At 71.5% G+C, this 17,462-nt stretch carries 16 protein-coding genes; 11 read left to right on the top strand and 5 right to left on the bottom strand.

Annotated elements, in window-relative coordinates; all coding sequences use genetic code 11:
* Nucleotides 1-83: 83 nt before the first annotated feature.
* Both ABD817_RS35025 and ABD817_RS35020 read right to left on the bottom strand, forming a co-directional pair.
* Nucleotides 84-785, bottom strand: a complete 702-nt coding sequence (locus ABD817_RS35025; protein WP_344922715.1) for a sensor histidine kinase — start codon at nucleotides 783-785, stop codon at nucleotides 84-86.
* A gap of 242 nt (nucleotides 786-1,027) precedes the next feature.
* Nucleotides 1,028-1,741 carry a M50 family metallopeptidase gene (locus tag ABD817_RS35020; protein ID WP_344922714.1) on the bottom strand — a complete coding sequence of 238 codons (714 nt, stop codon included), beginning with the start codon at nucleotides 1,739-1,741 and terminating at the stop codon, nucleotides 1,028-1,030.
* Nucleotides 1,742-2,119: 378 nt separating this feature from the next.
* On the opposite strand from ABD817_RS35020, the gene ABD817_RS35015 reads away from it, so the two are divergent.
* Together ABD817_RS35015 and ABD817_RS35010 are read left to right on the top strand one after the other, a co-directional pair.
* The gene (locus ABD817_RS35015) at nucleotides 2,120-2,596 is read left to right on the top strand and encodes a nuclear transport factor 2 family protein (RefSeq protein ID WP_344922713.1); all 477 of its coding nucleotides are present in this window, start codon (nucleotides 2,120-2,122) and stop codon (nucleotides 2,594-2,596) included.
* A gap of 30 nt (nucleotides 2,597-2,626) precedes the next feature.
* Nucleotides 2,627-3,772 carry a magnesium and cobalt transport protein CorA gene (locus ABD817_RS35010; RefSeq protein WP_344922712.1) on the top strand — a complete coding sequence of 382 codons (1,146 nt, stop codon included), beginning with the start codon at nucleotides 2,627-2,629 and terminating at the stop codon, nucleotides 3,770-3,772.
* A 44-nt stretch (nucleotides 3,773-3,816) separates the two neighbouring features.
* On the opposite strand, the gene ABD817_RS35005 is transcribed toward ABD817_RS35010, so the two are convergent.
* Nucleotides 3,817-4,263 (bottom strand): DUF2730 family protein, encoded by a 447-nt coding sequence (locus ABD817_RS35005; protein ID WP_344922711.1) that lies wholly within the window; start codon nucleotides 4,261-4,263, stop codon nucleotides 3,817-3,819.
* 138 nt (nucleotides 4,264-4,401) lie between these two features.
* Nucleotides 4,402-6,618, bottom strand: a complete 2,217-nt coding sequence (locus tag ABD817_RS35000) for a thiamine pyrophosphate-dependent enzyme (RefSeq protein WP_344922709.1) — start codon at nucleotides 6,616-6,618, stop codon at nucleotides 4,402-4,404.
* A 671-nt stretch (nucleotides 6,619-7,289) separates the two neighbouring features.
* Here ABD817_RS35000 and ABD817_RS34995 point away from each other — a divergent pair.
* Together ABD817_RS34995 and ABD817_RS34990 are read left to right on the top strand one after the other, a co-directional pair.
* Nucleotides 7,290-7,670: a hypothetical protein gene (locus ABD817_RS34995; protein ID WP_344922707.1), complete on the top strand. Its 381-nt coding sequence runs from the start codon at nucleotides 7,290-7,292 to the stop codon at nucleotides 7,668-7,670.
* 331 nt (nucleotides 7,671-8,001) lie between these two features.
* On the top strand, nucleotides 8,002-8,868 hold the full coding sequence (locus ABD817_RS34990) for a universal stress protein (RefSeq protein WP_344922705.1): 867 nt from the start codon (nucleotides 8,002-8,004) through the stop codon (nucleotides 8,866-8,868).
* A 6-nt stretch (nucleotides 8,869-8,874) separates the two neighbouring features.
* Here the strand turns inward: ABD817_RS34990 and ABD817_RS34985 are convergent, their stop codons facing one another.
* A complete protein-coding gene (locus ABD817_RS34985) occupies nucleotides 8,875-9,474 on the bottom strand; it encodes an SACE_7040 family transcriptional regulator (protein ID WP_344922759.1) in 600 nt (199 codons plus the stop codon).
* Between the two features lie 97 nt (nucleotides 9,475-9,571).
* Here ABD817_RS34985 and ABD817_RS34980 point away from each other — a divergent pair, with 97 nt between their 5' ends.
* From ABD817_RS34980 to ABD817_RS34950, 7 genes are all read left to right on the top strand, one after another.
* The gene (locus tag ABD817_RS34980; RefSeq protein ID WP_344922703.1) at nucleotides 9,572-11,140 is read left to right on the top strand and encodes a carboxyl transferase domain-containing protein; all 1,569 of its coding nucleotides are present in this window, start codon (nucleotides 9,572-9,574) and stop codon (nucleotides 11,138-11,140) included.
* A gap of 35 nt (nucleotides 11,141-11,175) precedes the next feature.
* Entirely contained in the window at nucleotides 11,176-13,185 is a 2,010-nt protein-coding gene (locus ABD817_RS34975) for an acetyl/propionyl/methylcrotonyl-CoA carboxylase subunit alpha (protein WP_344922701.1), read from the top strand.
* Nucleotides 13,182-13,448, top strand: a complete 267-nt coding sequence (locus ABD817_RS34970) for a hypothetical protein (protein WP_344922699.1) — start codon at nucleotides 13,182-13,184, stop codon at nucleotides 13,446-13,448. The genes ABD817_RS34975 and ABD817_RS34970 overlap by 4 nt, the downstream gene beginning before the upstream one ends.
* Complete coding sequence (locus ABD817_RS34965) at nucleotides 13,445-14,398, top strand: hydroxymethylglutaryl-CoA lyase (RefSeq protein WP_344922697.1); 954 nt, start codon at nucleotides 13,445-13,447, stop codon at nucleotides 14,396-14,398. The genes ABD817_RS34970 and ABD817_RS34965 overlap by 4 nt, the downstream gene beginning before the upstream one ends.
* 2 nt (nucleotides 14,399-14,400) lie before the next feature.
* Nucleotides 14,401-15,555, top strand: coding sequence for an acyl-CoA dehydrogenase family protein (locus ABD817_RS34960; RefSeq protein WP_344922695.1), 1,155 nt, complete (start codon nucleotides 14,401-14,403; stop codon nucleotides 15,553-15,555).
* A 169-nt stretch (nucleotides 15,556-15,724) separates the two neighbouring features.
* Nucleotides 15,725-16,603, top strand: a complete 879-nt coding sequence (locus ABD817_RS34955; RefSeq protein WP_344922693.1) for an MbnB/TglH/ChrH family RiPP precursor modification enzyme — start codon at nucleotides 15,725-15,727, stop codon at nucleotides 16,601-16,603.
* The gene (locus ABD817_RS34950; RefSeq protein ID WP_344922691.1) at nucleotides 16,603-17,361 is read left to right on the top strand and encodes a hypothetical protein; all 759 of its coding nucleotides are present in this window, start codon (nucleotides 16,603-16,605) and stop codon (nucleotides 17,359-17,361) included. The genes ABD817_RS34955 and ABD817_RS34950 overlap by 1 nt, the downstream gene beginning before the upstream one ends.
* Nucleotides 17,362-17,462 lie beyond the last annotated feature (101 nt).

The following is a 17,462-nucleotide window of genomic DNA, read 5'->3' as shown; positions in this document are numbered from 1 at the left end:
ACTCAACCACTCGTATATGCGAAACGCACAGTGCCAACCGTGAAGGTGTGCGCTACCTGCGCTTTCGTGGTTAAACGTGAAGATCATTCGGGAAAATTAGCAGGAACCTCGGCTATCAGGGTGAACCACCCGCCCGCGCCGCCAGCCACCCGCACCGTGCCGCCCAGCTCGCCCACGCGGTGGTCCAGGTTGTCCACGCCGCTGCCGGTGGAGGGCACCTCCTGCCGGGGAGCCCCGTCGTTGACGACGGTGAGGCGCAACCGGCCGCCGTGCTCGACCAGCTCGATCGCGCACCGCTTCACCTGGCTGTGCCGCAGCATGTTCGTCACGCCCTCGCGGACCACGGCGCCCAGCGCGGTGCTCACGACCTCGGGAAGCTCCTCCACGTCCACCCGGACCGAGCAGTAGGCCCCGAACCCCTCCAGCAGGGTCCTGGCCCGCGCGGCCTCGGTGGAGAACGACAGCCGGTGGGCGGCCTTCGACACGTCCCGTACGGCGTGCGCGGCCTGCCGTACCGCCTGCAGCACCTCTTCCAGGTCCTCGCGCAGCCGCGCGTCGCCCTTCGCCTTCCGGTGGGCGAGCTCTCCCTTGATGGACGCCAGCCAGAGCCAGTGCCCCACGACGTCGTGCATGTCGCGGGCGAACCCCTCGTACGCTCTGCTGAGCGCCCTCTCCCGCTCGGCGCGGAGCCGCCTGATCCGCAGGACGAGGGCGAACGTCACGCCCAGCGAGGCGAGCAGGATGCCCGTCCCGGCCGCTCCGACGAGGTAAGCGGGGTGGGGCATGGAGCGCCTCTCGCAGGAGAAATGATATCCCCGCTAATAAACTCAAAAAAGTCGTTATATGTCAATCAAGAAGAGGGGTTCTGTGGCACGATACGGAAGGGGGGGAGGGGCATCATAAAATCAGTGTGAAATGCGGTGATATAGCCCGTCTAATACCCTGTTCGCGAATCGTGACCATCTTGTTGCCGTGCTTCCCGATGGCAAGGGGGGCCGGGGTTTTCCGGACGCCTCGGGGGGCTCTCTCAGATGAGCCTGAGCGCCGAGGGCAGCAGCAGGTAGGCCCCGCCCACCAGGCACGCGCCCGCCACCACCAGGAACAGGAACACCCAGAACCCGCCGGGCAGGAAGGTCAGCCTGGCGAGCTGGTCGGCGTCGGAGTCGGGCGCCTGGTGGCGGCGCCGCTTGCGCTGGAGCTCCACGATCGGCCGCACGCCTCCCAGCAGCAGGAACCACACGGCCAGATAGGCCAGGACCGCGTCCATGTCGGGCGCCGCGTACCAGGTGAAGGCGAAGATCGCGCCCCCGGTGGCGAGCAGGCTCACCACGCCGAACAGGTTGCGGATCAGCAGCAGCATGCAGAACAGCAACCCGATCACAATCGTGATCAGCACCGCCACGTAGCCGGAGGCGGTCAGCCACGCCCCGCCCAGTCCCAGCAGGGACGGGGCGACATAGCCGGCGGCGGCGGTCAGGATCATGCCGAACCCCCGGGGCTTGCCCCTGGTCAGGGTCACACCCGAGGTGTCGGAGTGCAGCCGGATGCCCTCCAGCTTGCGCCGGGTGAGCAGCGCCACCAGCGCGTGCCCGCCCTCGTGGGCGATGGTGATCAACCCTCGCGACAGCTGCCACGAGGTGGACCACGACACCACGCCCAGCGCGGCCAGGGCGGACAGCAGCACGACCCACAGGGGCGGCCCGGAACGGGTCGTGGTCAGGGTCACCCAGAGGTCGGACAACGCTCGTTTCTCCTTCGCGGCGTAGGAGCAAAGCGTCCCACGACTTCCGGTGTGCTGGCGATAAAGTCGGAACCGTGCCGAACGTGATTCCGGAACTCGCGGACCAGGGCGTCCCCACCCGGTGGCGAGGGCTTGGCCTGCCAGGTCCGGCGGACGGAACGCCGAGTCTGGCACCATTTCGAGCACGGCGGACCTCTGACGGGGCCCTGATGGGGAAGGGGCGGCCGATCCACCGGCTCGGGCTCGGCGACGATCGGCTCCGCGCGGTGTGCTGGAACGATCGGCTCCGCGCGGTGTGCTGGAACAACGCGGACAATCTCCTCGACCTTTCCGCGCACTACACTCGGTCGGCAGGATATTGATGACCGGGAGAAACTCGTGAACGACCGGAACGCCGAGCTCATCAAGACGTTCTACGAGGCCTTCGCGCGCCGCGACGCCGACGCGATGGAGCTCTGCTACCACCCCGACGTCACCTTCGGTGACCCCGTCTTCCAGGACCTCGAAGGACGCGACAGGGTGATGGGCATGTGGCGGATGCTGCTGGGCCGCAGCGCCGACCTCGACGTGACCGTCCGCGACATCACCGTCCGCCCGCACGAGGGTACGGCGCACTGGACCGGCCGCTACACCTTCGGCAAGGCGGGCAGGAAGGTCGTCAACGAGGTCGACGCCCTCTTCCGCTTCGAGGACGGCCTGATCGTCCGCCACCACGACGACTTCGACCTCAGGCGCTGGTCGACGATGGCGATGGGCCGGCCGGTCGGTATCGTCCTCGGCTGGACCCCGATGCTCAGGGCGAAGATCCGTACCACCGCGATGCGGTCGCTGCAGGAGTTCATGAGCGCCCGATGACGTTCATGAGCAGCCGATGAGGAGAGACGCGTGACCGACCGGCGAATGCGGGGCCTGCGGAGCCTGATGCGCGGGCGTCCCGGCAGCGGTCAGGAGTCTCCCGAGCGGTCGATGGACCCCAGGTCCGCCGGCGAGGGGCGGCCTGTCCCGCCCCGTTCCCGCGTCATCGACAACGCGATCTACGTCAACGGTCATCGCGCCGCCACCCCCGAGTCGCTGCCCGAGGCGTTCGAGCGCCTGAAGAACACCCCGGACAGCATGGCCTGGATCGGCTTCTATCGGCCGGAGGAGAACGTCATCCTCAACGTCGCCGACGAGTTCGACCTGCACGAACTGGCGGTCGAGGACGCCATCGTCGCCCACCAGCGGCCTAAGGCCGACCGCTACGGAGACACCCTGTTCGTGGTGCTCCGCCCGGCCCGCTATCTCGACGAGGCCGAGGAGGTCGACTTCGGCGAGCTGCACGTCTTCGTCGGCCCGAACTTCGTGATCACCGTACGACACAGCGAGGCGCCCGACCTGTCCCAGGTCCGCCGCCGCATGCAACACGACCCCGAGCTGCTCGGCCAGGGCCCGCAGGCGGTGCTCTACGCCATCCTCGACGCGGTCGTGGACGGCTACGCCCCCGTGGTCGCCGGCCTGCAGAACGACATCGACGAGATCGAGGTCCAGGTCTTCGGCAACGAGCCCGGGGTCTCCCGCCGCATCTACGAGCTGTCGCGCGAGGTGATCGAGTTCCAGCGGGCCACCCAGCCGCTCCTCGGCATGATCGAGGGCTTCATCGCGGGGGCCGCCAAATACGGGGTGGACCAGGAGCTGCAGAGATACCTGCGGGACGTGGCCGACCACGCGATCACCGTTGCCGAGCGGGTCGGCGGCTTCCGCCAGATGCTCCACGACATCCTCGTGGTCAACTCGACGATGGTCGCCCAGGCCCAGAACGAGCACATGACCAACCTCACCGAGGCGAGCAACGCCCAGAACGAGGAGGTCAAGCGGATCTCCGCCTGGGCCGCGATCCTCTTCGCCCCCACCCTTGTCGGCACCATCTACGGCATGAACTTCGACGTGATGCCCGAGATCCACTGGAAGTGGGGCTACCCCTTCGCCGTCCTGCTCATGGCGGGCGTCTGCCTCACCCTCTATCTGGTGTTCAAACGCCGCGACTGGCTCTGACGCCGCCGGGCCCCGGACCACCGGCCCGGGGCCGTCGCCGAGGATCAGCCGAGCTTGGCCAGAATCAGGTCCAGCTTGCCTTCCATGGAGTCCATCCGCCCTTCCATGGAGTCCATCCGGCCTTCCATGGAGTCCATGCGACCCTCGAAGGAGTTCATGCGCCCTTCGAAGGAGCTCATCCGGGTATCCATTTTCGCCTCAAGGCTGTCGACCTTGGTCTCCAACCCGTCCACCTTGGTGTCAAGGCTGTCCACCTTGCTCTCCAGTCCGTCCACCTTGACGGAGAGCGCGGAGAGATCCTCCTTGGTGGCCATCCGGTTCATGATCTCTTCGAACATCGGCGCGGTGTAGGTCATGACCTCCTCGCGGATGATCTTGGGGAGATCATGCAGGGTCTCCTTGATGTCCGCCAGGTCCTCGCCGGTCCTGAAGGCCCAGGCCTCCAGGTCCACCACACGCTGAACGGTGCTCTTGGTCGCCACGTCGGGCATATTACCTCTCCTGCTCGGGGGAATGGAGGGATGACCTGTCGACGGGTCGGGGCCATGGCCCGTGACGGTGTGCGACCAATTGAATACGTTCCGATGGAGCGGTGGGGTCGATTCGAGGATTCCGAACCGGAGGGCGGGTCAGCCGAGCAGCTTGCGGGCGGCTGCTTCGATCTCGGCTTCCGACAGCAGCACGTGCCTGGCCGCCTCGCCCAGTGGGATGAAACTGTCCGAGGAGGTCACCCGGGCGATCCTGCCGGTGAAACCCGCGTCGAGCAGCTCGGCGACGATGCTCTCCGAGACGCCTCCGGTACGGCGGGTCTCGTCGGCGATCAACACCCTGCCGGTCAGCTCCGCGGCCCGCATCAGATCCTCCACCGGCAGGGGGGAGAGCCAGCGCAGGTCCAGCACCCGGCAGCTGTGCCCCTCGGCGGTGAGCCGCACCGCGGCGCGCAGGCTCATCCGCAGGCCGTTGCCGAAGGTCACGATGGTCAGGTCGCGGCCGTCGCCGTAGCTGCGGGCGCGCCCGATCGGGATGTGCGTCTCCGCCCACCGGGCCGGGGGGGCGTACGGGGAGAGCCAGCCGTTGTCGCCCTCCTCGAACAGGTCGCGGGTGTTGTACAGGGCGATGGGTTCGAGGAAGACGCAGACGCCGCCGTCGACGCGGGCCGCGGCCAGGCAGGTGCGCAGCATCGAGGCGGCGTCGTCGGGCCGGGCCGGGGAGGCCACGACCAGGCCCGGGATGTCGCGCAGCGCGGCGACGGAGTTGTCGTTGTGGAAGTGGCCGCCGAAGCCCTTCTGGTAGGCGTAGGAGGCGACGCGCAGCACCATCGGGTTGCGGAAGGCCCCCTGGGAGAAGAACTGGAGCGTCGCGGCCTCGCCCCGGATCTGGTCCAGAGCGTTGTGCAGGTACGCCAGATACTGGATCTCGGGCACCGGAAGCAGGCCGGAGACCCCGGAGCCGAGCGCCAGGCCGAGCACGGCCTGCTCGTCGAGATGGGTGTCGAACACCCGGCCGGGGCCGAAGCGCTTCTGCAGGCCGCGCGTGACGCCGTAGACGCCGCCCTTGCGCGCCACGTCCTCGCCGAAGACCAGCACGTCGGGGTGGGCGGCCAGGGAGTCGGCGAGCGTGCGGTTGACGGACTGGGAGAAGGTCAGCGGGCCCTCCCGCTCGGGGAGCCTGCCGGCGAAGGCCCTCGACCTGACATCCGGGGCCGCCACCCGGGCGCTGGCCGCGGCGACGGCCACGGGGGTGCGCGGGGCCAGCGGCTCCACGATGTCGAAGGCGGAGACCAGCCGGGGCCGCCGCGAACTCTCCATCGCCATCTTGAACAGGTGCTCGCGCGTCGTCTCGTACCGGACCAGGAGCTCGTCGGGGGTGGTCAGCCCGGCCTCGACGAGCAGCCTGGCGGTCGCCACCAGCGGGTCGCGCGCCAGGTCGGCGTCGATCTCCCGCTTGGTGCGGTACGACAGCTCCACGTCCGAGCCCGCGTGGCCCATCAGCCGGACGGTGCCGACGCGCAGCAGGGCGGGGGCGCGGTGCGCGCGGACGTGGTCGGCGGCGGCCACCGCCATGTCGTGGACGTCGGCCAGGTCGCAGCCGTCTGCCTCGAAGTATCTCATCAACGGGTGGCGGGCGGCCTTGACCCAGCCCTCGGGGGTGCGCACGCTGATGCCCAGGCCGTTGTCCTCGCAGACGAACAGGATCGGCAGCGGCAGCTTCTGGTACGAGCCGTAGGCGGCCGTGTTGAGGCCGGAGAGCGCGCTGGCGTGGTTCGTCGAGGCGTCGCCGAAGCTACAGGTCACGATCGCGTCGGCGGGCCACGGCCCCGGCAGGCCGAGCTGGCGGGCGCGCTCGACGGCGAAGGCCACGCCCACCGCGCGGGGCAGGTGGCTGGAGATCGTGGAGGTCTGCGGGATCACCGCCAGGCCGGGGTGGCCGAAGACCTTGTGCCGTCCGCCCGCGATCGGCTCCTCGACCGAGGCGGTGAGGCCGAGCAGCACGTCGCGCAGCCCCTCCTCGGGCAGCCGCCCCGCCATCGCCGACCTGGTCAGGTAGAAGGCGCCGGACCGGTAGTGCAGGAGGGCCGGGTCGGTGGCGCGCAGCGCGGCGGCGACCGCGGCGTTGCCCTCGTGCCCGGCCGAGCCGATCGTGTAAAAGCCCTGGCCCTGCTCACGCAGCCAGCGGGCGGTGACGTCCAGCAGCCTGCTGCCGAGCTGGAACTCGAACAGCTCGCGGCACCGCGCCCCCGTCAGGGTCGTGCCCTCGCGTACGGGCAGGCCGGGATCGCGCGGCGCCCCAGGAGAAAGGGCGGTCACGGCCTCGGTGAAATGGGTCTCAACAGTGTCGCGCGCCACAGCCCGATTATGTCCCCCATCGGCGGATGCCGTCCTGAACCTTGACATCTTTGGTGTGCGCATGATGGTGGACCGATCGTGTTTAACCGCCATTCATGACAGCTTGTCAGGCGCGATTTTACGATCCGTCCGATGACAAAGAGCGGTAACTCCGGAGCCGGAACTCCCAGGCGGGACGGGCCGGCCGAAGGCGCGGAGACCCCGGACGACGCGCGCGCATTCGTTTCCTGACCCTGTGTTCCGATCCGTGAGTATCCACCCTCCCTTGTTGCCACAAGCCGTTCCCGCTGCGGACTTCCTGCGGAGGGTGTCTTTGCCATCGGCGGGTACGGCGGCTGCCAGCATCTTCGGAGTTCACGTCCATCCCATCGGTCACATGAGTGGAGACACACATGCTTGGAAAACTGATTCTCACCGGGGCGGTGGGGGCGGTCGTCATGCTGCCGGCCACCGCCCACGCCGCCGTGCCGTTTCCGGATGCGGCGCCGTCCGTCACGGCCCTTTCCGCCGACACGCCGGTCCCCGGGATACCGGCCACCGCCGCACCGGGCACCGGGAGCGCACCGGCGCCCGGGAACCCACCGGTGCCGGGGGCCGCATCGATGTCCGCGCTGTCATCCTCGTCACCTTCGGCAGCGACGCCGCCCCCCGTCCCGCCGCCCGCGGCTTCGGTGCCCGGGACTCCGCCGCCGTCCGACACGACCCCGCCCGGCGCCGTTCCGCCCGGCACGACCCCGCCGGTCGACGGCACCGCGCCCGGTACCACCCCGCCCGGCGCCGTTCCACCGGTCGACGGCACGACCCCGCCCGGCGCCGTTCCGCCCGGTACCACCCCGCCGGTCGACACGACCCCGCCCGGTACGACCCCGCCGGTCGTCGTTCCCCCCGATGCCGCCCCGCCGGTGGCCGTCCCGCCGGTCCAGGCCGTGCCGTCCCCGGTGATCTTCGCCGCGCCGGGTACGCCGCTCGTGGTCGCGTCGGCCGTGGCCGCCTGGGCGGGAGCGCTCTGCTCGCCGGTCGGCGTCGCGACCGTGGCCGCTTCGTGCCTGTGACCGGTCTGCTGATCGGCCCGCGCCCGTGACCGCCTGGCGCCGATGACATGCCGGTGATCGCGCTGATGGCCTGATGACCTGATGACCTGATGACCGTGTCGACGGCCGTGCCGGTCACCGGTCGCCGTACCGCTCCGGCGGGCTCGTGCGGCCCGTGCGGACCCCCTCCCGGCTCCGGCCGGTTCTGAGGCGCCCTCCCGCCGCCCCCGGGCGGGAGAAGGCATCTTTGCCGATACGAGCCGTAAAACAAGAAGAGTCTTGTGGAAGCACGCCCTTCCCGGCGGGCGGATGAGAGAAGGATGGAAAGGAGTGACGCGGGAGAGGAGCCGCAATGCCGGTACAGGACGAGGGGCGACCGGTGGTCGTCGGATACGACGGATCGGCGGAGAGCCGGCTGGCCCTGCGATGGGCCGTCGAGGACGCCCGCCTGAGATTTCTTCCGCTGCTCGTCTGTCACGCCTGGCAGTGGCCCTACCCCAGGCTCTCCCTCGCCCCCGAGACCACCGAGGTCGTCCGCCGGATGGGCAGGCGCGTCCTTGACAGCGGGCTGATGGCGGCGCGGGAACTGGCGCCCAGGGTGCCGGTGCGCGGGCAGCTGGTGGAGGGGACTCCGGCCGCCGCCCTGGTGGGCCTGTCGAACTCCGCGGAGCTGATCGCGATCGGCCCGCGCGGCGTCGGCGGGCCCGACGAGCTGCGGATCGGCTCGACCGTCGAGGTCGCCGCGCACGCCCACTGCCCGGTGGCCGTCGTCAGGCGGCCCGGCCACCCGCGCGCCGGTCGCGTGGCGATCGCGGTGGAGGACGCGGGCATCGACTCGACGGAGCTGGGCATCGCCTTCGAGGAGGCGAGGTTGCGCAGGGCGGCGTTGCTGATCATCTGCCTCTGTTCCGAGGACGCGGGCGACATCAGGTCGGCGGCCGTTCGTTTCAACACCAGCGTCGCGCTGTGGGAGGAGAAGTATCCCCTGGTGGAGGTGGAGACCATGATCGAGACACGGCCGCACGTCGAGGTGCTCCGCCACGCGGCCGACCGTTCGGACCTGCTGGTGGTCCCCGACCGGGAGCGTCACGACCCGCTGGAGCCCGCCATCGGCCCGGTCTGTCAGGTGATGCTGCGCGAGGCGCCGTGCACGGTCGTGGTGACCCCCTCGCAGGCGTGGAGCCCGTCCAGGCGAGGGGAAGTCTTCGTCAGGGGTTAGCGATCCCTAACCCTGGGTGGCTGCCAGCGCCGCACGGGCCATGCCGCGCAGCAGCTCGGCCATCGCCGCGGGCGGCAGCTCGCCCGCGCTGTGCGGGGTGGAGTTGAGCAGTCCGAAGACGGCGTGGGTCGCGGCGCGCAGCCCGGCCTGGGGGCGCCCCGGGTAGAGCTCGCTCAGCACGGTGACCCACTCCTCGACGTACAGCCGCTGCAGCCTGCGGATCCGCCGACGCGCGGGCTCGGGGACGTTGCCGAGCTCCCTGTCGTGCACGGTGATCAGCGCCGGGTGGCTGAGCGCGAACTCGATCTGGCAGCTGAGCAGGGCGTCCAGCGCCTGCTCGGCGTCGGCGGCCTCGGTCACGCGGCGCGCGCCCGAGGTGTGCAGCCGCTCGCTGACGTCCAGCAGCATCTCCGAGAGCAGGGCCTCCTTGCCGCTGAAGTGCCGGTACAGGGCCGGGCCCGAGGTGCCGACCGCGCCGCCGATGTCCTCGATCGAGACGCCGTGGAAGCCGCGTGCGGCGAACAGCTCCGCCGCGGCGTCCAGGATCTCCGCACGCCGGGAGCCACGGTTGCGGGTGGAGGGCTGAACAGTCGTCACCTCTCGTATGGTAGACGGTAACGTTAATAATGACTAACATCTGCGGTGAAGCTGGGATCGGTGACCCAGCGGTGACAGAGCCGGAAGACCGGACGGGGAGGCTCCCATGAGTGGCTGGCCGGTGCTGCGGAGCGCCTGTGACCCGGGTGACGAGGGTTTCAAGCGCAACGCCGAGGTGAACGAGCGCCTCGTCGCCGACCTCAGGGAACGCGTCGCCGTGGCGGGGCTGGGCGGCCCGGAGCGGTCGCGCGCCCGGCACGTCTCGCGGGGCAAGCTGCTGCCCCGCGACCGCGTCGACTCCCTGCTCGACCCCGGCTCGCGCTTCCTGGAGCTCTCCCAGCTGGCCGCCAACGGCATGTACGGCGACGCGGCCCCCGCCGCCGGGATCATCACCGGGGTGGGCCGCGTCTCCGGGCGCGAGTGCGTGGTCGTCGCCAACGACGCCACCGTCAAGGGCGGCACCTACTACCCGGTCACCGTCAAGAAGCACCTGCGGGCCCAGGAGGTCGCCCTCCACAACAACCTGCCGTGCGTCTACCTCGTCGACTCGGGGGGCGCGTTCCTGCCCCGGCAGGACGAGGTCTTCCCCGACCGCGAGCACTTCGGCCGGATCTTCTACAACCAGGCCACCATGTCGGCGCGCGGCATCCCGCAGATCGCCGCGGTCCTCGGCTCCTGCACGGCGGGCGGCGCGTACGTCCCGGCGATGAGCGACGAGGCGGTGATCGTCCGCAACCAGGGCACGATCTTCCTCGGCGGCCCGCCGCTGGTGAAGGCCGCCACCGGCGAGGAGGTCAGCGCCGAGGAGCTGGGCGGCGGCGACCTGCACGCCCGCGTCAGCGGCGTCACCGACCACCTCGCCGACGACGACCGCCACGCGCTGCGGATCGTCCGCGACATCGTCTCCACCCTCGCGCCGCGCACCCCCCCGCCCTGGGAGCGCGCGCCCTCGGAGGAGCCCGCGCACGACCCCCGCGACCTGTACGGCATCGTCCCCGCCGACACCCGCACGCCCTACGACGTCCGCGAGCTCATCGCCAGGATCGTCGACGGCAGCAGGTTCGGCGAGTTCAAGGCCGAGTACGGCGCCACGCTCGTCACCGGGTTCGCCCACCTCCACGGCCACCCCGTGGGGATCGTCGCCAACAACGGCATCCTGTTCGGCGAGTCGGCGCTCAAGGGCGCCCACTTCATCGAGCTGTGCGACCGGCGCAACATCCCGCTGGTGTTCCTGCAGAACATCAGCGGGTTCATGGTCGGCAGGGCGTACGAGGCGGGCGGCATCGCCAAGCACGGCGCGAAGATGGTCACCGCCGTCGCCTGCGCCCGGGTGCCCAAGTTCACAGTGGTCGTCGGCGGCTCGTTCGGGGCCGGAAACTACGCGATGGCCGGGCGCGCCTACTCGCCCCGGTTCCTGTGGATGTGGCCGGGAGCCCGCATCTCGGTGATGGGCGGCGAGCAGGCCGCCAACGTCCTGTCCACCGTGGGCGACGCCGACCCCGACGCCATCCGCGCGCAGTACGAGGAGCAGGGCAACCCCTACTACTCCACCGCCCGCCTGTGGGACGACGGGGTCATCGACCCCCTCGACACCCGTACCGTCCTGGGCCTGGCCCTGTCCGCCTCGGCCAACGCCCCCCTCGAACCCGTCGGCTACGGCGTCTTCCGGATGTGACCCCACCCATGACCCACTCACCGCCACCTCGTCGGATGTTCGACACCGTCCTCGTCGCCAACCGCGGCGAGATCGCCCTGCGGATCACCCGCACCCTCAGGAGGCTGGGCATCCGCTCCGTCGCCGTGCACAGCGACGCCGACGCCGGGGCGCGGCACGTCCGCGAGGCCGACGTCGCGGTGCGGCTTCCCGGCGGTTACCTCGACGCCGACGGCATCATCGCCGCCGCCGAGGCGACCGGAGCCCAGGCGGTGCACCCCGGATACGGCTTCCTCGCCGAGAACGCGGCCTTCGCCCGGCGCTGCGCGGCGGCCGGGCTCGTCTTCGTCGGCCCGCCGCCGGAGGCCGTGGAGGCGATGGGCGACAAGATCCGTGCCAAGGCCACCGTCTCGGCGGCCGGTGTGCCCGTCGTCCCCGGCGGCGCCGAGCCCGGCGACGACCTCGCCGAGGCGGCCGTACGGGTCGGCTTCCCCGCGCTGATCAAACCCTCGGCGGGCGGCGGGGGCAAGGGCATGGTGCTCGTACGCTCCGCCGAGGAGCTGCCGGAGGCACTCGCCTCCGCCCGCCGTACGGCCGCCGCCGCGTTCGGCGACGCGACCCTGCTGATCGAGCGGTTCGTGGAGAACCCCCGGCACATCGAGATCCAGGTGATGGCCGACGCGCACGGTGGCGTCATCCACCTGGGCGAGCGCGAGTGCAGCCTCCAGCGCCGCCACCAGAAGATCGTCGAGGAGGCGCCGTCCCCGCTCCTCGACGCCGAGGCCAGGGCCGCGATGGGCGCGGCGGCGGTCGAGGCCGCCAGGTCCGTCGGCTACACCGGTGCCGGGACGGTCGAGTTCATCGTCCAGGGCGAGACCGGCGACTACTACTTCATGGAGATGAACACCCGTCTGCAGGTCGAGCACCCCGTCACCGAGCTGGTCACCGGCCTGGACCTGGTCGAGCTGCAGCTCAGGGTCGCCGCCGGTGAGCCCCTCCCGCTCACCCAGGACGAGGTGCGCCTCGACGGCCACGCCGTCGAGGCCCGCGTCTACGCCGAGGACCCCTCCCGGGGCTTCCTGCCGACCGGCGGCCGGGTCCTCGCGCTGCGCGAGCCGCCGGGGGTGCGGGTCGACTCCGGGCTGATGGCCGGGGGACTGGTCGGCAGCGACTATGACCCGATGCTGTCGAAGGTCGTCGCCTGGGGCCCCGACAGGGCGGCCGCCCTGCGAAGGCTCGACGGCGCGCTCGCGGCCACGGTCGTGCTCGGGGTGCCCACCAACGTCGCCTTCCTGAGGGCCCTGATCGGCCACCCCGCCGTGGTCGCCGGAGACCTCGACACCGGCCTCGTCGAGTGCCACCTCGGCGAGCTGGTCCCCCGCGAGGGCGTCCCCGCCGTCCCCGGCGACGTCCTGGCCGCCGCCGCCCTGGTCCTGCACCGCGAGCACGTGCCCGCCGTGCCCGCCGTGCCCGCCGGGGCGCCCGCCGACCCGTGGGACGTCCCCGACGGCTGGCGGCTGGGCGAGGCGGCCTGGACCGTCTACCGGCTGGAGACCCGCGACGGCGTCTCCGAGCTCAGGGTCCGCGGCCTGCCCGCCTCGGGTGCCGAGGTCTGCCCGCCCGGCGCTGAGCCCGTACGGGCGCGGCTGGCCGAAGAGGGCGGCCGCGACGACGGGGGCGACGGGGGCGACCTGCTCGTCACCCTCGGCGATACCGCGAGGCGTTACACCGTCGCCAGGGACGGCGACACCGTCTGGCTCGGCCGCGACGGCGACGCCTGGGCGCTCACCCGCCGTCACCTGGGCGACCCCGGAGACCGGACCGGCGCGGGCGGCCCCGGGGACGGGCTGGTCCGCAGCCCGATGCCGGGCACCGTCCTGGTGGTGAAGGCCGGTCAGGGGGAGCGGGTCGCCGAGGGACAGCCGCTGCTCATCGTGGAGGCGATGAAGATGGAGCACACCGTGACCGCGCCGATCGGCGGGGTCGTCGCCGAGGTGCGGGTCCGGGCGGGCCAGGCGGTCGCGATGGACGCCGTGCTCGCCGTGGTCCGCGGGGAGGAGCCGTGACGGGCACCGCGCCGGTCGCGCGGGCCGTGCGGGAACGGTCGATCGCGCGGGTCGTACGGGAGCGGCCGGTCGTGCGGGCCGTACGGGAACAGCGGGTCGTACGGGAACGCCGGGAGATCGCGACGCGGGCGGTCAGATGGGCCGTGACGCACGATGGCGGCGGGGTCACCACCGGATGGATCGCCGAGGTCGCGACCCCGCCGACCCCGCCGACATCGTCGGCAGTGGGGACCGTGTGGCGCGAGCCGGTGAGGAGGGCATGATGCGCGAGCCACAGCGGGTCCGGGCGGCCGGACTGCCCGAGCGGGTCACGATCTACGAGGTCGGGCCCCGCGACGGGCTGCAGAACGAGGCCGCGGTCGTCCCCGTCGAGGTCAAGGCCGAGTTCGTCGCCCGGCTGGCCGCCGCGGGACACCGCGTGATCGAGGCCACCAGCTTCGTGCACCCTAAATGGGTGCCGCAGCTCGCCGACGCCGCGGAGCTGCTCACGAGCATGGAACGGGTCCCCGGGGTGCGCTACCCGGTGCTCGTCCCCAACGAGCGCGGCCTCGACCGCGCCCTCGAACACGGCGTCGAGGAGATCGCGATCTTCGCCAGCGCCACCGAGACCTTCGCGAACAGGAACCTCAACCGGACGCTGGAGTCGCAGTTCGAGATGTTCGAGCCGGTCGTCGCGCGGGCGCTGGCGCACGGCCTGAAGGTGCGGGCGTACGTCTCGATGTGCTTCGGCGACCCGTGGGAGGGGCCGACGCCCGTCGCGCAGGTCGTCTCCGTCGGGCGCAGGCTCCTCGACCTGGGCTGCTTCGAGCTGTCGCTCGGCGACACCATCGGCGTCGGTACCCCCGGCCACGTCGCCGCGTTGGTCGAGGCCCTCGGCGGCCCCTCCCGGCTCGCGGTGCACTTCCACGACACCTACGGCCAGGCCCTGGCCAACACCCTCACCGCCCTGCGCGCGGGCGTGACCGTCGTCGACGCCTCCACCGGCGGCATCGGCGGCTGCCCGTACGCCGAGAGCGCCACCGGCAACCTCGCCACCGAGGACCTCGTCTGGATGCTGCACGGCCTCGGCGTCGAGACCGGGCTGGACCTCTCCTCGCTGGTGGAGACCAGCACCTGGCTGGCCGCGAGGCTCGGCCGTCCCAGCCCGTCGCGGGTCGTCCAGGCCCTGGGCGAGAACCCGTCCCGCACCACCGCAGAGAACGTCGAGGAGTGACCATGAAGCTGACCGAGGAGTACGAGGAGCTTCGCAAGACCGTCGAGGCGTTCGCCCGCGACGTGGTGGCCCCGGTGATCGGGGACCTCTACGAGCGCGAGGAGTTCCCCTACGACATCGTGCGGCAGATGGGCGCGATGGGCCTGTTCGGGCTGCCGATCCCCGAGGAGCACGGCGGCATGGGCGGCGACTACTTCGCGCTCTGCCTCGCCCTGGAGGAGCTGGCCAGGGTCGACTCCAGCGTGTCGATCACCGTCGAGGCCGCGGTGTCGCTGGGCGCGATGCCGATCCACCGGTTCGGCACGCCCGAGCAACGCGCCGAGTGGCTGCCCCGGCTGGCGTCGGGCGAGATGCTCGGCGCCTTCGGCCTCACCGAGCCCGGCGGCGGCTCCGACGTGCCCGGCGGCATGCGGACCACCGCCGTGCTGGACGGCGGCGAATGGGTGATCAACGGTACGAAGGCGTTCATCACCAACTCCGGCACCGACCTCACCGGTGTCATCGGCGTGGCCGCGATCACCGGCGAGCTGCCCGGAGGCAAGAAGGAGATCTCCACGATCCTGGTGCCGTCCGGCACCCCCGGCCTCACCGTCTCGAAGAAGTACTCCAAGGTGGGCTGGAACTGCTCCGACACCCGCGAGCTCTCCTTCGACGGCTGCCGCGTCCCGGCGGGGAACCTGCTCGGCGAGCGCGGGCGCGGCTACGCGCAGTTCCTGCAGACCCTCGACGAGGGCCGCGTCGCCATCGCCGCCCTGTCCACCGGCCTCGCCCAGGGCTGCGTGGACGAGTCGCTGCGCTACGTCCGCGAGCGCCACGCGTTCGGCCACCCCATCGGCCACTACCAGGCCATCCAGTTCAAGATCGCCGACATGGAGGTCCGCACCCACACCGCCCGGCTGGCCTACTACCACGCGGCCGAGAAGATGCTCGCGGGGGAGCCGTTCAAGAAGGAGGCCGCCATCGCCAAGCTCGTCGCCGGCGACGCCGCGATGGACAACGCCCGCGACGCCACCCAGATCTTCGGCGGCTACGGGTTCATGAACGAGTACCCGGTCGGCCGCTTCTACCGCGACGCCAAGATCCTGGAGATCGGCGAGGGCACCAGCGAGGTCCAGCGGATGCTGATCGCCCGGGAGCTGGGGCTCTCCGGCCTCTGACCCGCCGAGGTCGCGTCCACCTCGAGGCGCGACGCCCCCGGCCGGGCCGTCGCTTTGCGGAAGTTTGACGTGGCGGCCCAGCGTGGCTCCGGATCCCGTCGGGCACGTTGCGGGGTACAGCGGTTGTGAAGTGCTCGTGAACATCACTGTGAAGTGATGGGAGAACCACATGCTGACAGGGTTGCCCGCACTGGGGTCCGGCCTGGGACATCGCACGGAACTGGCCGAGGCGATCGAGGCGCACGCCGACCGGATCGACTGGCTGGAAGTGATCACCGAGCGCTACCTGTTCGCCCCGGCCGACGAGCGTGAGCGGTTGCGGGAGCTGGTCCGCCGCTTCCCGATCGTGCCGCACGGGCTGGAACTGTCCATCGGTTCGGAGCGGGAGCCGGACGCGGCCTACGTACAGGCGCTGGCCGCGCTGGTGGCGGACATCGACGCGCCGTGGTTCAGCGACCACCTGTGCTTCACCCGTACCGACAGGGTCGACGTCGGGCTGCTGGTGCCGCTGCCGAGGACCCGGGAGGTCGCCCGGCGGCTGGGACGCAGGGCGCGGCGGGTGCAGGAGGCGGTGGGCAGGCCGTTCCTGCTGGAGAACATCACCTACTACGTGGACCTGGCCACCCCGCTGACCGAGGCGCAGTTCGTCACCGAGGTGCTGGAGCACTGCGAGTGCGGGCTGCTGCTGGATCTGGCCAACCTCGACATCAACGCGCGCAACCACGGCTTCGACCCGCTGGAGTTCCTCGACGCCATCCCGGTCGAACGGGTCGTCCAGGTGCACCTGGCCGGTGGTGTCGACGGGGACGGGGACCGGCTCTCCCTCGACAGCCACGGTGCCGCGATCCCGGCCCGGGTGTGGGACCTGCTGGCGGAGCTGGTGTCGCGTACGCGCGTCAAGGCCACGCTGGTCGAACGCGACCAGAACTTCCCCGACGACTTCGGCGACCTGCTGGCCGAGATCGACCGCGCGCGAACCGCGCTGCGCCCCCGCGCCACCGGAGAGCGGGCGGGCCGGGTGACGGCACAGCGGGCGGGAGACGCGTGATGGGCGTGCAGGACGCGCTCGCGGCGATGCTGGTCTGCGAGGCGGAGTCCGCGCTGCTACGCGAGGACCCCGCGAGGCTGCAGCGCCGGTACGAGCTGAGCGACGCCGAGCTGGCCATGTTGAGCGGGGCCGCGCCCGACGGCTACCGGGTGACGTACACCGGCGTGCTGGGCAAGCTGCGGTCGGCGGTCGCCGCGTGCCTGCCGGACACGGCCGCCGAGCTTCTCGGCGGCCACCGTGCCCTGTGGGAGGAGTTCGCGCACGGTGTCGTACGCCGCCCGCAGCCGGTGGACCGGCCGTTCGGGATGGGGGAGTCCGAACGGCTGACGGCCTGGCTGGCGAGCCACGCGACACCGCGGCTGACCGCCTACGCCCGCTACGAGCTGGCGCGCGCCACGCTGGTCCACGACCGGGACGCCGTGCTGGCCGCCCGCGACGCCGCCACCGCGGCGGGATCCGGCGACCGGGCGATCGGGGCGCTCCGGCTGTCGGCCGCCGCCCGGGTCGAGACGTACACCCACGACGTCACCGCGGGGCCGCCGATCGGTGAGCTGCCCGCCGTACGGACGCGGGTGCTGTTGCAGCGCCGCTGGGGGGCGCCCGTCGTACGGGCCTACCGGATCGATGACGGCACCGCCAGGCTGCTGGCCCGCTGTGACGGCACCCGCGACGCCGACCAGGTGGTCGCCGAGGTGGGCGGTGATCGCGCCCGCGCCGCGGAGACGCTCGCCAAGCTGGTACTGGCCGGTCTGGTCTGAGGACACGGCGCCCTCGGGCACCGTCACCGAGTCCTCCGCGCCCGGCGCACCCGGTGTGCCGGACCGCGGGGAAACCGGCCCGGCATCGGGTCGCCACCGCG

This window comes from Streptosporangium oxazolinicum (assembly GCF_039537505.1).
GTDB classification, from domain to species: domain Bacteria; phylum Actinomycetota; class Actinomycetes; order Streptosporangiales; family Streptosporangiaceae; genus Streptosporangium; species Streptosporangium oxazolinicum.
This window is presented reverse-complemented; position numbering and strand designations above follow the sequence as displayed.